Here is a 15,625-nt window from a genome sequence, read left to right as displayed (position 1 = left end):
GGCGGCACCGTCAGCTTTGACGGGGTGACGCCGGGGCAGAGCAGTTCCGAAGGAACAATTCATGCTGGCGCGATGGATCTCTCCGGACGCGGAACCGTGCAGGTTGATACCGGCACGATTACGAACGATCGTCCGCTGGCTGATACCACGCTATCACTTCTTGAGCAGGACGATGCGCAGTCCCTGATTCAACTGGCAACATCTGATTCTTCCGTCACCGGCGGTGCGGGCAATCTGACGCTGACCGATAGCAATGGCAATATCATCAGCGATGGGGTTGAAGCCGGCATCAGCCAAAATGGCGAGATTGTTGCGAATGGAACCTATGATTATCGCCTCACCGGAGGGGATAACGATGATGGACTGTACATTAGCTATGGTCTGACACAAGTCGAACTGCTCGCATCCGGAGACAATGCACTGGTCCTGGATGCGAACGGAAAAACCGGTAATGCCGCAGATCTGAGCGCTCGCGTGACTGGCAGTGGCGATCTGGCGTTTGACAGCGCCAAAGGCCAGACGGTATCGCTATCGAATATGGATAACGATTACACCGGTATCACCGATGTGCGCAGCGGCAACCTGCTGATGAAAAACGATAATGTACTGGGACAGACCGGTGAACTACGTCTGGCCGCCGATACCGGTTTTGACATGAATGGTCATAGCCAGACTGTCGGTAAGCTGACGGCGGGGGCTGACTCACTGCTGAACATCAATGGCGGTAGCCTGACCCTGGAGCAGGGCGGAACAGCCGATGGAATATTGACCGGAAGCGGCACGCTAAACATCAATGGCGATACGCTGACCATCACCGGTGAAAACAGCACGCTGACGGCAAAAACGACCATTGCAGAAGGTGCGCGCGTGCTGATGAACACGACGCTGGGTCTCGGCACGGGCGATATTGTGGCGGCGGGAACGCTGACGATGAATAAGGCGGCAGGTGTGCTTTACAACAGCATCAGCGATGCCGGACGGATTGAACTTACCGAAAGTGATGTCGCGCTGGTGGGCAATAATAGTGCCTTTACGGGCCAATTTGCTATTGATGCGGATTCCCGGCTCACCGCGTTCACCGCAGAAAATCTGGGCAGCGCAGAGGTGCGCAATAGCGGTTCACTGGTGCTGGACAGTAATACCGCCTGGCAGCTTAATAACGACGTTTATGGTAGCGGCGACGTGACCAAGCTGGGAGCCGGATCCATTACTGTCGGTGATAACGCCGCCTGGACGGGGAAAACGGATATTGAGCAGGGCGGCCTGGTTCTGGGTGACGGCACATCTCCAGTCACGCTTGCCAGTACCGAGGTCAACATTGCTACGGCGGGGATGCTCTCGGGCGTAGGGGGCGTCGCAGGTAATGTGAATAACGCCGGTGTGCTGCAGGTGGGTACCGGGACCGGTGACAACCTCCTGTTCACTGTAGAGGGAAACCTGGTTAACAGCGGTATCCTCGCAACCGGTGTGAATGGTCAGCAGGCCGGTAATCAACTGGTGGTCAATGGCAATTACACGGGTAATGATGGTCATCTTTCCTTAAACACTGCGCTGGGGGATGACAATTCCGTTACGGATAAGCTGGTGGTGAAAGGTGATACCAGTGGCACTACTTCTGTCAGCGTCACTAACGCCGGTGGGAAAGGTGCTGCAACGATTGATGGTATCGAAGTTATCCATGTTGATGGCGTATCGGACGGTGAGTTTATTCAGGCTGGCCGTATTGTGGCGGGGGCATATGACTACAGCCTTGGACGTGGTCAGGATGAAAACAGCGGCAACTGGTATCTGACCAGCGGTAAAACCAACCCCGATCCGCAGCCAAACCCGGATCCAGATCCCGATAAAGATCTGCGTCCGGAAGGCGGCAGCTACACGGCTAACCTGGCGGCAGCCAACAACATGTTCGTCACCCGTTTGCACGATCGTCTGGGCGAAACGCAGTATATCGATGCCCTCACCGGCGAGCAGAAAGTCACCAGCATGTGGATGCGCCACGTCGGTGGGCACAACAACTGGCGTGACGGTAGCGGCCAGTTGAAAACCCAGAGCAACCGTTACGTATTGCAACTGGGGGGCGACATTGCGCAATGGAGCCAGAGTGGGCTTGATCGCTGGCACCTTGGCGTGATGGCGGGCTACGGTAACGATCACAGCAATACCCAGTCTTCACGCACGGGCTATCGTTCAAAAGGCTCAGTGAATGGCTACAGCACCGGCGTTTATGCCACGTGGTATGCCAATGATGCGTCGCATAACGGCGCCTGGCTGGACAGCTGGGCTCAGTACAGCTGGTTTGATAACAATGTTAAAGGCGATGACCTGCAAGGCGAATCGTACAAATCGAAAGGGGTTACCGCTTCGCTGGAAATGGGATATGCCCAAAAAATGGGCGAGTTTGCCGGCAGTCACGGAACGCTGAACGAATGGTACATACAACCTCAGGCGCAGGCAGTCTGGATGGGAGTGAAGGCGAACGACCATCGTGAAAGTAACGGTACCCGTATCACCAGCAACGGTAATGGTAATGTGCAGACCAGACTGGGCCTGAAAACCTGGATTAAGAGCCATCACCAGATGGATAACGCTAAAGAGCGTGAATTCCAGCCGTTTGCCGAGCTGAACTGGCTGCACAATTCACGCGATTTCAGTACGACCATGGATGGCGTGAATGTGCGCCAGGATGGAGCGAAAAATATTGCCGAGGTAAAAGTGGGTGTGGAGGGACAGGTAAGTCCTCGTCTTAATCTGTGGGGCAATATCGGGGTTCAGGCTGGCGACAAAGGGTATAACGACAGCGCTGCGATGGTAGGTGTGAAATGGAACTTCTAAGCTGATTCTACCGGGCAAGTTCAGCCAGACTGGCGCATGTCAGTCTGGCCATTTCCTCCTGAAATAATCTCAAAAAGCGTCCTTCGGGGTGCTCTGTTCAACAACACGAGTTAATCATGTCTGTAACCAAGAAAATCACACCCATCATGCTGGTGTTGCTTTTTCTTCTGGCCGGTGTGCTGACTTCATGGCAGCAATGGGATAGAGAGGGACAACTTGTCAGAGAACACGCGATAAATAGTCTGGTCGAAGAAATCGATACGATATTTGACGACGTAAATACACTGGCTGTGTTAGCCAGCGCACATATACAAGAGAATTGCACTGACGATCTGCTACGAAAATTGCGTCTTCTTACGGCGTCTGGCGAGAAGATTCGTTCAGTCAGTTTCATCAGGAACGGTGAGTGGAACTGCTCTTCTCTTGAAGGTCGAGAATCGCCGGGGATTATTTCCAATGGAACGACCACACATTCACTGATGATTGAACAGATTTATCGGCTGAACACGGAGATGTATATAATCTATTTTCCGTTTCAGGGGCAGGTGGTGGCTGTTGCAGTATATAAAGCGGCGATCGATAAAATTCTTATGGATTTTGCCCGTAAAGAAAAAATTGATGTGCATTTTTTATTGTATCCAGAAAAACATCCTTTCGTGCAGATGGCCTCGCAAAACTATCCTTTCTGGATTGTGACGGATTCACAGGATGGCATTGCGGATTATGTGCGGGATAATCATTATCTTCTTATTTTATTTGTGGTTCTGTCTTTGCTGTTATATTTCCACTTACGCCGGGCGCAGCGGATATCACCGATAAAAATACTGCAGCGTGCGATTAATAATGATGAATTTATTCCGTTTTATCAGCCCGTCGTTGAACTCGCTTGCGGAAAAATCGTCGGGGCTGAAGTCCTTGTTCGCTGGAATCACCCTGAGCAGGGAATTATTCCCCCTAACGAATTTATCCACACGGCTGAACATAGCGGCTTGATCAATGTGCTGACGCTGAAATTGTTGACGCAGGTAGAGGTTGATATGCGGTGCCTTAGGGCTCAGTGTGATATACCATTTCATATCGGTATTAACGTACCTCCACTTTCACTGGAGGATCATGAATTTACCGATGCCACTATCGCCTTTATTCAGCGGATGAACTTGTTTCATATTGGCGTAATGCTGGAAATCACCGAACGGCAGCAGAATCTGATCCGTGAAAGTGTTCTGAGGCGCCTGAAAGAGGCAGGCGCTGCGCTAGCCCTGGATGATTTTGGGACCGGATATTCTAACTATGCTGCGCTGCAACGCATTTCGCCGCGGTTCTTGAAAGTTGATAAGATGTTTATCGACTCACTGGGTAAAGGCGGCGTGAGTGATACTATCATCAGCAATATTGTTCACCTGTCTGAACTGGCCAGGATCCCACTGGTGGCGGAAGGAATAGAAAGTGAAGAACAAATGGAGAGGCTGCGACGGATTAACGTTAGCTTTGGGCAGGGGTATCTGTTCAGTAAACCAATACCCTTTAATGCGTTTCTACGTTTATTATAAGGATTGCTAATAATAAAAAACCGCGAAAGCGGCTTTTTATTATTGAATGGCTGGAAGATTACTCGCTGACTTTTTTCTCAACGGAGGCAGCACCTTCTTTGGTCTTATTCCAGCCTTTCTCGGTACCTTCTTTTGTTGCATTCCAACCTTTTTCAGTACCTTCTTTGGTTGTATTCCAGGCTTTTTGTGAGCCTTCACTCACTTTACTGTTCAGGTCATCTTGTTTACCTTCAGCAGCATGTTTTGCTTTTAACTGTTGCTCTTCGCCCTGATTCTGCGCCTGATGCAGTTTTTCTTTTGCGGTATTGGCATTTTCGTGCGCGGCGGCTACATCATTATCAGTTGCGTGTGTCGTCGCGGCAATAACGGGAGAAGCCAGCAGAATTGCAGATAATGCGATAATTGTCTTTTTCATAATATCCTCGCTTAGCGTTATAAGTTATTAGCGTGATTAAGCATGGCACACGAACGAAGCGCTGGCTTTAGGAAAAAACTGTAAGTGCTGATGACGGTATTTGTCCATTTTGTGCTGCTGTGAGCGATCAATACGGTAATTTTGTGGTGGGTCAAAAAGCCGCACTCAGTGTTAGGTTAAATAATAATTAATTGTCGTTATTAAGCATGGATATATTAAGTATGTGTAAGTCTCCCTGCAAAATGAACCATCAACTTTTAGAGCGTCTCTGGCATACAGCGGACAGGCTAACTGGGCTAAAGGTCTTCTATGAGGTGTGAGTTCACGGGTTGATGCCACGCTATCCTTAATCCAGGGGGAAGTTCAACTTAAGCGTGTACGCTTACTTTGTACTAAGATGCTTATCGAACAGATGCTTTAAGATTTTGTCTCAGAATCAAGATGGATTTATCAACATGACCAGAACAGAAAGGCTTCTCGAACTACTACAGATATTAAGGGCGCAAAGATATCCGATCACTGCATCCACTCTCTCTGAAAGATTAGGAATAAGTGTGCGCTCCCTTTACAGAGATATAAAAACGCTACAGCATCAAGGCGTGTGCATTGAAGGTGGTGCTGGAATTGGTTATATCATTAAGTCTGACTTTCATTTGCCACCCTTAAACCTTTCTCATGAAGAAATCAATGCTATTACGCTTGGGTTAAATTGGGTATCTCATAATACGGATTATGATTTTAAAAATACCGCAAGGAATGCACTTGCCAAAATCCACGCTGTCATTCCCGGTGAATTAAAAAATCTTATTGAGAGTCAATCTTATCTGATCGGCCCTTCAGAAAATAATGAGGTGTTTTTTGAAGACATCCGCAATGCTATTAAAAAGCGCAAGAGAATCAAAATAAAGTATTGTGACAAGAAAGATACTTACTCTTCTCGAGTCATATGGCCCATCGGATTGGTATATATGGAGTCATGCTGGCTTTTGGTTGCATGGTGTGAGATGAGAAATGATTTTCGTCATTTTAGAACTGACAAAATTGAAGAGATAGTACAACTGGGTTCCATATATAGAGAAAGCAGGACAGTTTTATTGAAAAAATGGAGAATAAAAGAAGGAATCAGCGAGGAGAAAGAGTACTGACAAAAACTGTCACAGCTAATTTGTATACTAACCCAGATGAAAGACTCAATTCGACTTCATAGGGTGAATTATGAATTTCCAGAATAAAGTTGCTGTCATAACAGGAAGTACTGCAGGTATAGGTGAGGCAGTCGCAGAGCAATTACACAAACATGGAGCTAAGGTCGTTATTGTCTCCCGCTCGTCAGAGCAGGCTAAACAAAAAGCGAAACGATTATCTTCACAGGGACAACAAGCGCTGGGGATCGGATGTGATGTGTCACAGCCCGAACAAGTACGGCAAATGATAGATGAAGTTATCAAAAATTTCGGCAGACTTGATTGTGCTGTAAATAACGCAGGCTTAACAGGTGAACATGGTAAAAACATAACCGAGCAGACGGTTGAAAACTGGGATAAGGTTATTGCCACCTCATTGAGCGGCGTTTTTTACTGCCTAAAATATGAAATACCTGAGATGATGAAATTTGGTGGCTCTATAGTTAATTTATCTGCAGTAAATGGTCTGGTTGGCATTCCTGGATTAGCACCTTACACCGTGGCTAAGCATGGTATAATCGGTTTAACCAAAACCGCAGCGCTAGAGTTTGCATGTCAAGGCATTCGAATCAATGCAGTCGCTCCGGGCTATGTCCAAACCCCACGAATGAGTGAATTTCCAGAAAATATCGTACGTAGTTTCGCAAATAGCCACCCTATGAAAAGGATGGCAAAAATGCAAGAAATAGCAGACTTCATTCTGTTTTTGCTGTCAGACAATTCAGGGTTCTGTACCGGAGGAGTATATCCAATCGATGGTGGTTATTTAGCAGAGTAAAACTCCTCTATAGCGTCAGAATATAGGGTTAACTCTTGTGTTGTAGGGCTAGTGATAACAATATTTCCGGTCTGGATTAACAAGAGTATAGATGATCGGCTCTCCATTGGTCCATTCATCATGCTATTAATAACTTCCGCTGCTGGCACGTAGTGGCCGGTCCGTTACGTGAGGGTCACCTCGGAGATTGTCACGCTGATTCTGCCAGTTGTCGCTGCAGGACCTGCAGGCCGGTTCCCTCCCAAGCTGCAGCCGAGCCGACCACATACAGGTTTTTCTTGGCGCGTGAGGCGGCTACATTGATTATGTTTGGCGGATTCGATTTCTTTAACGGATAGAGGTTTGGTTTGTCTTGCCATTGCCGGGTTTCCATAGTTTTAGGCACCTCAAAAACAATAAAGCTTTATGAGGTGCCTAACAAGGTGCCTAAAAGGTTCGGATTTAATTAGTTCTCTTCGGACTTCGCGGGACAAATTGAGAGCACAAAAAAGCCCGCAGGGCTTGCGCCGTGCGGGCTCTTAGGACTTCATCGGATGACTCTGGTAATCACCGATGGAGAATTTTGGTGCTGGCGTCCCTGTAATTAACCATTTATTAAATTGATTTATATGGTTCTTTTAACTATTTATTTTACGTATGGTTCTAAAAAGGAACCATAAATCTTAATGCTATTAGTATGAGTCCTCGCGATGAGCAGATTGTATCAAAAAGATAAAAAATCTTCAGTTCAACTCCCTGTCAGTAACTGAACTCATAGTTAAGGTCCGTTGCGCTTTTCATGTTTGGGTGAATGCGGTAACTTTTCTCAATAGTTCGATTCTATCCGCAGGAAGTTCCCGCATAAGGTAAAGGTAGGAGAATGAAATTTGAAAAATTGGACACCAGAACATACGAAGGACATCAAGTGCTGGTTTAACATTGAGACTTACTGGGGTTTTGAAGAGCTAACCTTGATAAGGTTCTATCATGAGTTGTGGGCCAGAACTATCTTTTTCAAATCATATCGCAGGGATTATGAAAACCAAGCTGCAATGGAATATTTCGAAAAAATTTTCAGCGGTAACCCTTTCTTGATTGAAGAAGAAAGGTTGGGATACATGACTCAGAAGGACAATCTTTTTCAACCTCCACACTTCTTGCTGACTACTACAGATGAAATTGCCCGTTTGAGCATTCTCTCCATGAAAAGGGGTATGTTCTACTGGGATGGTGATTACGGATATGTAGTAAATAAGGAGTTTGAAGAAAAGCCTGTCTCTGAGAGTATGCCTGATGAATTCACACGAACGGTCATGTTCGAAATTGACCTGGCAAGTGGTACAGATGAAGAAATCGCAGAGTCTCTCAAATCTGCACTTCCCCAGTGGCGAAAGTTTAAAGGAATAGAAGAAAACCCGCTTGAATCTGTTCGTTTTGGTTATGGTACCATCAAGAAACTAATCAATTATCGGATCATACCTATGCTGGACATTCTCATATGGGCAAAGATAAAAAAGGTTCGTATTTCCGATGACAGATTATCAAGACTGCTCTACACCGATGAAGACGAAGAAACTGAAATGAGGTTGCCACAGCAAATCAAAGATACTGACAGACCTCTCGCTCTAAAAGCTTCTACTATTGATTTTATCAGGCAATTGCATTTTTTCATGAACAAGAATAGCCATCTAAAAGATGTGAAAGTATCTGACGTAATAAAACTTGTAGATTAGATTAAGATACCGCAAAAGGCATCAGTGATGGTGCCTTTTTTTATAATGTTACATTCTAAATATCATATGTAAAACATAGGGTTATAGCCAAGAGTGTCCTCATGTCAAAAAAAGGAGGAGATTCATGGTGCCTGAATTTCCTCTGTTTCAGTGGATACGAACATCAATAATTTTCGACTCTGGAATCTCTCTCCTTTTTCTCAACAACCGTTTGTATAGTGACTCCATCGAAACGACGAAGCATGAGGAACTTATAATGAATAATCAAACAACCCGTCTTATCCGTCTGCCAGAAGTGCAAAAACGTACTGGATTCAGCAAAGCATGGATTTATAGACTTATCAGCGAAAAGCGTTTTCCTACTCCTATCAAAATTGGTTTACGGGCAGTGGCTTTTGTTGAAAATGAGATAGAAGAATGGATTCAATCAGCAATCGAAGGAAGCAGAATAAAAGTTTCTTAACATAAAGAAACTACTTTATGTAAAAGCAAAATTTAATCTGTATTTGCATATAAAACTAAAAAAGCAAATCTGCCATTTACAATTCAATTTACATATTGAGTACAAATTCTTTTTAATTAATTACTTATGTATTTAAAGTGGAAAGAGTGGACTCTAATATCCCTCTAGAGGGATATTAGAGCATTTCTCTCACATATACTGATACAAAAGAGATTGATTCAGACTTATGTAAAATAAATTTGTAAATTGCATAATCATTATGCTTTATTTAGTTTCACTTATTATTAATTGTAAATAGGAGAAGCTATGAATTACAAAATAAAAAGAGTAAAAGATGGAAATGGAGTTCGTAACTGCATGATAGTGAATGCTGATACAGGTATCCCATTGGTTTATCCAAATCTATATATGAGTGTAGTATTTCGCATAAAGAACTATTCATTTTCAACAATGGAGTCAATAGCAAATTCTTTGCTATTGTTTGAAAGATACAATACAGAAAAAAAAGTATCTTTGTTTAATTCTTTACATTTAAACTGGGAAGTTCTTGTCTCTGAGAATGGTTATCTGTACGATTTAATGAATTACCTGTCATACAAAAAGAGCCAAGGGAATGTTATTGATATAAATAAGAAAAGGCATATCACAGAAAAATCTTTATACTTTAAGATAGTAACTATAGAGAATTATATTAAATGGTTTATAGATAAAATAACTTTCAATGAGTCTAATAACTATGAATCGATCTGTAGAGCATTTGATTTTATAAAGCCAAGAATTGAAAACGCGAAGAACTACAACATTGAAAACGAAGAAAAAGCATTAAGTAAAGACCAGGAAAATACTTTGCTTAACATAGTGGGTATAGAATCAGCGACGAATCCTTATGCTCCACATGTACGGTTTCGCAATAATCTTATAATTAAGATTCTACTTGAAACTGGTATGAGAGGAGGAGAATTACTCAATCTGAAGATAGCTGATTTTAATTATAAGAAGAAAAATTTATGCATAGTAAGAAGGCCTGACAATAAAGATGAGCCAAGGCTGCGACAGCCTCTTGTCAAGACTTTAGAAAGGCAAATCCCTTTAAGCTTTGAATTAACTGAATTGGTACATGAATATATTAGCACTTTTAGGAGAAAGCAATCTAAAGCAGTTGAGCATGACTATCTACTCGTTACCCATAGTTCTAATGGTAATTTAGGGTATCCATTGACCATTTCAGGTTATCAAAAAATTTTTGAGCAAATAAGGAAAAACAGTAATGAGTTAAGAAATCTCGTAGGTCATGCATTACGGCATACATGGAATGTTAAATTTTCAGAAATGATGATCTTAAACTGCAATCCTGATAATTATGCATTTTATGAGAAGGTAAGAAATTATCTAATGGGCTGGAAAAATGAAAGTGATACTTCAGATATTTATAATAGAAGATTTATAATTCAAGAAAGTCAAAAAATAATGGCGATCATTAATCCAATAAAACATTTGAATGAGGAGTCTATGAATGTTACCAATTATCAGAAATCTACAAGAAAATCAATATTCGGTTTTTGAAACTAAATACGGTGGTTTCAAAATAACATTTTCAAACCCGAAGTGGAAGATTAATGAAAGTATAATGTTGAATTTAGATTCTCTGAAAATTATGGGTGAGAATTTTATACATGTTAAAACGACCTTGGCTTATTTTGCTATGAATTATAGTGCAAGCTATACAAAGAAAATGTTTTATGCCATGAAGCATTTTCTAAAATTATCAGATAATGTGGAGAGTCTATTTGCATTTAACAATATAAGATTTTATTTTGGCAAGGTTAGCCCATTAGACTATACCCATACTGAATCTATGAAATATTTACTTTTGAAAATGCATACTCTTTTCCCCTCGTTGTTATCTTCTAACTCTGTTGAATTTATTACTGAAATTGAAATTAGCAAAAAATTATCAGGAAAGTATTTAAAAACACATAATTATCAAAAAGGTCCATTTAATGATACTCAAATAAAAAAGATATTAGAGTTAACAGCAAGAGCTTATCAGGTTGAGAGGATTAGTTTATCTAACTATCTTATGCTGCTCCTTTTAATATATACAGGTCGGAGACCGATGCAGATTGCTCAACTTGAGACAGGGGATCTTTTCAAACTCGATGGGGTTTTTTATATCAATATTCCAAAAGTTAAACAAAGAGGAGCTTATAGAAAGCAGTTTAGTAAAGTACAAATACCCCAAAACCTTTTTGAAAACCTAACTTATCTCATTAATGCAGTGAAATCTATTGTAAGTGAAACACTAAATACTAAATTAAATGAAAAACAAAAAAACAAGCTCCCTATTTTTTTGAATACATATCATTTCAAAAACAACACAGTAAGTTTGGACATGATTGAAAATGGAGAGTTAAAACTGTCTTCATATCAGGTAACTACAAAAATCAGAAGAACAATAAATCGTTCAATCGGGAAACTCCAAATTGATTTTGGAGAGATTAACTCAAGAAGATTTAGATACACATTAGGGACAAAAGCAGCCCAGATGGGTTATAGCCCATCATTGATAGCTAATATTCTTGATCATAGCTCAACCAGTTCTGTAATGAGTTATGTACACAACACTGCTGAAAACAGCAGAAAAATTAATGAAGCAATGAATGAGTTTATAAAACCAATAGCAAAAAAATTTACAGAAAAAAACTCGGCAGAAAGAGAGTTGGTTTTTTTAAAAGATCTTATAGATAAGTACTTTTTTGCATCTGAATGTGAATCGATATCTTTTGATAGTGCAATAAACTTACTAATAAAAGATGGTATTGATAGTCTCTTCAATGACTTGATAAATTACGAGGTGATAAATGAATAATAATTATGAAGATAACGTTTATAAATTTATTTCTGAAAATAAAAAACTTTCTAACAATAAAGATTTCAAATGGGAAAATCCAAGTTGGGGGAGGGGGATAACTTTTTATAGTGAAATAAAAGCTAATAAGAGCAATGAAAAAAAGAGGCTTATGAATAAAAATATTATAGAATTTGCCAAAGCTTATATATGGAATAAATTTTTTTATGATTTGCCTAAGGCTCTAAGGAACATAAGATTACTGAGAGTATTAGAAGTCGCTCTTTTACGAGTGAATAAAGAGGCTAATATTTATGATATAAATCATAAAATTTTAGATGAAGCCATAATTATTTCATATGAAAATTTTGCAGAGTCAACTGTTTATAGAATTTACTCTGACTTAATATCATTTTGTTCATTTATGTCAAAAAGGAATATGTTACCTCCATGGATCGTTCGCTGGTCTTATCCATTTAAAAGAAATGAGATAAATAAAAGTAAACAAATAGGCTCAATCGACTCGTTATCAGAACAAGAGCAAATAAAACTACCAGACGAAAGGGTTATAGATTTTGTAGGGGGAATTTTTACTTCAGAACCTATCAACACAAGAGATATCTTTATATCTTCAATTTTTGCCTTGCTCTTATGTGCTCCATCAAGAATAACTGAAATTATGCTTTTAGAAGATGATTGCGAAGTTGTAGTCAAAGATATGAAGGGTATACCCAGATATGGGCTGCGATTTTATTCATTAAAAGGTTATGGGTATAACACAAAATGGATACCAGAATCAATGGTTCCGATAGCAAAGGAAGCTATCGTGCGATTACGAAAACTTACTAATAATGCAAGGGTTGTATCTAATCTCTTACAGAGTGGGGAGGACTATCTGTATAGTTGGTTAAATAAAAGTGCATTTGAAATTTTGACAATTAAGGATCTCAATAAGCTTGGTTTTGTTATAAATAAAGAAGATATTTCAAAGGAGAATGAAATATTCCTGTCAAGTGTTGAAAGTGGTGTTATTAGCATCAAAGCATTCTGGGTTTATCTGTTGCGGAAAAAATCTGAATTGAAAGCTACGAGCGAACGAGACAACCGCATTACACATAGAAATTTATTAGCAATAAATAAAGATCAACTAAATTCAATAAAAGGAACTGACATTTTCACTTCATTGAATGCCATTTCCAATGATTTCAGATCTGATTTTAGCATTCGCAATGTTAATAATATATTCAGAAGACATGCCAACTCTAACATTGATAGTGCCAATCTCCGTTTTCACAGTCATCAAATAAGGCATTTGCTTAACACTATGGCTCAACGGAGTGCATTGTCTCAGGTGCAAATAGCTCACTGGTCAGGGAGAAGAAATATTAAGGATAATGTTGTGTATGATCATATGTCTCACGATGAATTAACTGAACTATCAAGAAAGGTTTTGAATACTCATGTTAATAAAGGCAGTTCAATCTCGAATCAGAAAAAAAGTATTGATTCTGATTTTAGAATAAATCTTGAAAGTAATTTTAAAGAACTTGAAAAGAAGATTTTAGATTTAGACTTTTCAGGGCAAGAAAAAATATCTGAAAAAATAAAAACATTTAGATTAATGTTAGAAAATATAATCAAAAAGGAGAAGCAAAATGGCAAAGAAGTTTTATGATAAAGAAATAAAATCTATTGTTAAAATTATTGAAAACTGGGACAGGCCAAATTTTACATGGGATGCTGTATGTTTGGCTTGTAAAAAAATATTAGGTAAAGTTCCAACCAGACAAGCACTGAGTCAACATACTGAGATTGTCGTAGCATACAAAACAAGAAAGAGGGCTGGTTCTGTAAAACCTCAAAACAGAAAATTGCCAGGAAGTTTAAGTCTTGCTGCAAGTAGAATTGAAAGGCTCGAAAATGAAAATAATGCATTAAAACATGAGAATAATAATTTATTGTTAATGATAAAGAAAATGCATGAGAATGCTTACCGGCATAATATACTTGTCTCAATTCTCGAAGAAGAAATAACGCATAGAGGAAGAAAATAACCAATTGATAGGTTTTACCTATTGACAGGTGGTGTTAATATGGTATTTGTATATGCAGTCAGGAAGACAAAAACTTTGCAAGGATGCAATTTATGGACAAAAACAATTTTAATTCAGTAACGACACTTGAAGAACAGCTTGTTGTCATCGTAGATAAGTATATCTCGAAACGATACCAGCCCGGAGATAAAAGTTTCTCTAATCAACTCTACTTGGTGTTCGTTGGCTATCACTTAAAGTATTTTTACCCCAGGCAGTTATATACACGTTCTAATAGAAACATAGACAACATCATGACGATGTTTAGTTCTGTGTATAAATCCCTTACAAGTAATCTGTTGCGACAGTTATACAATAAAGAAGCTGTTCTTCGTGAACTAAACTCTCTTGTTAACTACATAGATAGCAATCAAGAAAGAGCGGAAGAGATCTACGCAACATTTAAAGCTCAATATGAAATGAGAGCCATAGAGAAAGAAATAATTCATGAGATCGTTTGTGTTAATCGTGTTAGATTGTAGACAATAAAAAGCCCCTAACGGTAGGGGCTTTAAAAACAGATAGTTTTTAATTTTTATTGTTGTATCTCTTTCCAGACACCATCAGATTTCACCAATTTAACTGGTTTTGTTTGTTTCATATTGCTAATAGAAGCATCTACTATACAGTTGTAAACATTATTGGCTTCTTCGGAACAGCTAACTTTTTTAACATAATCGATTTTTAAAAGGTCTTTTTCTGACACTCTTGAATCAAAATCTTTCATACTGGCATTTGTTTTATCTACAACACTCTTAAATGCATTGTAGATATCATCTTGACTGGGTTCGCTATTACATGCGGTTAATAGGAAAGTAGAAAGAATGATTGTAAGCATAGCATATGCTTTCATGTTTAATCCCTTTTATACTAAATTAATGTTGGTGTGTGAAAACTGCTCTGTGTGCAAATTTCTTGCGTAAATAGAATCTTAAAGAAATTGCTAACGCAAAATAGATTACGACGGTTAATATAAAATTTTGACTAATAGCAAATATGAAGAAAGCAATTGCTAACAGCACAATTCCTATCAGTACAGCTAACCAAGCTGAAATGGCTCCATATGCAATAGATGAATGACACCCTGTACAGATACGAACTCCAAAAGGACTCTCTTTGAAGCAAAATGGACACTTTATTGTTTCGTTATTCATACAAACTCCGTTTATTAAACAGGTTCCTGAGACTGCAAATTGTTTAAAAATTATCAGGCTCTTTTCAGGGATTCTCGATTAATAATTATCTTTAGTAAAATCACTTGTACCGATCGATGATTGCTCCTTGATAGTTTGTGTCTATCATAACTAGATTATCGATCTGTATTAACGATCAATATTTTCTTGACTAAATGCAAATTGATTACTACGGAATAGAGTGTGGTTACGGAAGCTATTTGTAAATAGCTGTCTATAAACGAATTTTTCTTGAAAATTTCAGATGATGCGTTGAATAGACTTCTGAGAAGGTTGTAGGGGTCTTATGAAGAATGCTCTTACCATAGCTTCGCAGAAGCTCTATGAACCTTCTGATAAATGGAATCCAGCCGATGAGCCTGAGATGCTTATGCTGTTTGACGGCATTCTTTTGAAGAATTTTTTCAACGATTTCGTTCCGTTTGTCTTCTCTGAGCCGTAATTCCAGTTCTGCAATTTTTCCACCGATACTTTCCCTTCTCTCAGTTGTCCTTAAAATCGTTGCAGGAGCAGGAGCAGGAGCAGGAGCAGGAGCAGGAGCAGGAGCAGGAGCAGGA

15 protein-coding genes and 1 pseudogene are annotated in these 15,625 nt (G+C 40.0%); 11 read left to right on the top strand and 5 right to left on the bottom strand.

The features are described from left to right. Positions 1–2,832, top strand: a 2,832-nt coding sequence (locus FDW87_RS23090) for an autotransporter outer membrane beta-barrel domain-containing protein (RefSeq protein ID WP_252363257.1), incomplete at its 5' end; no start/stop codon positions are given. Between the two features lie 116 nt (positions 2,833–2,948). Then, entirely contained in the window at positions 2,949–4,382 is a 1,434-nt protein-coding gene (locus tag FDW87_RS19225; RefSeq protein WP_137380073.1) for an EAL domain-containing protein, read from the top strand. 58 nt (positions 4,383–4,440) lie between these two features. Here the strand turns inward: FDW87_RS19225 and FDW87_RS19220 are convergent, their stop codons facing one another. Then, a complete protein-coding gene (locus tag FDW87_RS19220) occupies positions 4,441–4,797 on the bottom strand; it encodes a hypothetical protein (protein ID WP_137380072.1) in 357 nt (118 codons plus the stop codon). A gap of 455 nt (positions 4,798–5,252) precedes the next feature. Here FDW87_RS19220 and FDW87_RS19215 point away from each other — a divergent pair, with 455 nt between their 5' ends. Both FDW87_RS19215 and FDW87_RS19210 read left to right on the top strand, forming a co-directional pair. Then, a complete protein-coding gene (locus tag FDW87_RS19215; protein ID WP_049271025.1) occupies positions 5,253–5,942 on the top strand; it encodes a YafY family protein in 690 nt (229 codons plus the stop codon). 70 nt (positions 5,943–6,012) lie between these two features. After that, positions 6,013–6,759, top strand: a complete 747-nt coding sequence (locus FDW87_RS19210) for an SDR family NAD(P)-dependent oxidoreductase (protein ID WP_016157243.1) — start codon at positions 6,013–6,015, stop codon at positions 6,757–6,759. Positions 6,760–6,949: 190 nt separating this feature from the next. On the opposite strand, the gene FDW87_RS19205 is transcribed toward FDW87_RS19210, so the two are convergent. Next, positions 6,950–7,132 carry a hypothetical protein gene (locus FDW87_RS19205; protein ID WP_049271027.1) on the bottom strand — a complete coding sequence of 61 codons (183 nt, stop codon included), beginning with the start codon at positions 7,130–7,132 and terminating at the stop codon, positions 6,950–6,952. A 493-nt stretch (positions 7,133–7,625) separates the two neighbouring features. On the opposite strand from FDW87_RS19205, the gene FDW87_RS19200 reads away from it, so the two are divergent. The 7 genes from FDW87_RS19200 (at position 7,626) to FDW87_RS19170 (ending at position 14,357) form a co-directional block, all read left to right on the top strand. Next, positions 7,626–8,471, top strand: a complete 846-nt coding sequence (locus FDW87_RS19200) for a DUF6387 family protein (protein ID WP_048295361.1) — start codon at positions 7,626–7,628, stop codon at positions 8,469–8,471. Positions 8,472–8,727: 256 nt separating this feature from the next. Then, positions 8,728–8,934, top strand: a complete 207-nt coding sequence (locus FDW87_RS19195; RefSeq protein WP_048295858.1) for an AlpA family transcriptional regulator — start codon at positions 8,728–8,730, stop codon at positions 8,932–8,934. A 306-nt stretch (positions 8,935–9,240) separates the two neighbouring features. Beyond that, positions 9,241–10,497 carry a tyrosine-type recombinase/integrase gene (locus FDW87_RS19190; RefSeq protein WP_071054524.1) on the top strand — a complete coding sequence of 419 codons (1,257 nt, stop codon included), beginning with the start codon at positions 9,241–9,243 and terminating at the stop codon, positions 10,495–10,497. After that, positions 10,448–11,803: a tyrosine-type recombinase/integrase gene (locus tag FDW87_RS19185; protein ID WP_137380071.1), complete on the top strand. Its 1,356-nt coding sequence runs from the start codon at positions 10,448–10,450 to the stop codon at positions 11,801–11,803. Before FDW87_RS19190 ends, FDW87_RS19185 begins: the two co-directional genes overlap by 50 nt. Further along, complete coding sequence (locus FDW87_RS19180; protein ID WP_137380070.1) at positions 11,796–13,457, top strand: hypothetical protein; 1,662 nt, start codon at positions 11,796–11,798, stop codon at positions 13,455–13,457. The genes FDW87_RS19185 and FDW87_RS19180 overlap by 8 nt, the downstream gene beginning before the upstream one ends. Next, positions 13,438–13,836, top strand: a complete 399-nt coding sequence (locus FDW87_RS19175; RefSeq protein WP_137380069.1) for a hypothetical protein — start codon at positions 13,438–13,440, stop codon at positions 13,834–13,836. The genes FDW87_RS19180 and FDW87_RS19175 overlap by 20 nt, the downstream gene beginning before the upstream one ends. Positions 13,837–13,928: 92 nt before the next feature. Continuing rightward, the gene (locus FDW87_RS19170) at positions 13,929–14,357 is read left to right on the top strand and encodes a hypothetical protein (RefSeq protein WP_071055692.1); all 429 of its coding nucleotides are present in this window, start codon (positions 13,929–13,931) and stop codon (positions 14,355–14,357) included. 53 nt (positions 14,358–14,410) lie between these two features. Here the strand turns inward: FDW87_RS19170 and FDW87_RS19165 are convergent, their stop codons facing one another. The 3 genes and pseudogenes from FDW87_RS19165 to FDW87_RS21100 all read right to left on the bottom strand — a co-directional run. Then, positions 14,411–14,728 carry a cell wall-binding protein gene (locus tag FDW87_RS19165; protein ID WP_134710084.1) on the bottom strand — a complete coding sequence of 106 codons (318 nt, stop codon included), beginning with the start codon at positions 14,726–14,728 and terminating at the stop codon, positions 14,411–14,413. A gap of 22 nt (positions 14,729–14,750) precedes the next feature. Continuing rightward, on the bottom strand, positions 14,751–15,029 hold the full coding sequence (locus FDW87_RS19160; protein ID WP_074458324.1) for a hypothetical protein: 279 nt from the start codon (positions 15,027–15,029) through the stop codon (positions 14,751–14,753). A 253-nt stretch (positions 15,030–15,282) separates the two neighbouring features. Beyond that, a pseudogene (locus FDW87_RS21100) lies at positions 15,283–15,625 on the bottom strand (relaxase); the annotation flags it as partial.

Origin of the sequence: Citrobacter sp. wls826 (assembly GCF_005281245.1) — a bacterium.
GTDB lineage: Bacteria > Pseudomonadota > Gammaproteobacteria > Enterobacterales > Enterobacteriaceae > Citrobacter > Citrobacter braakii.
The sequence above is the reverse complement of the archived record's forward strand: the minus strand, read 5'-3'. Positions and strand labels throughout refer to the sequence as shown.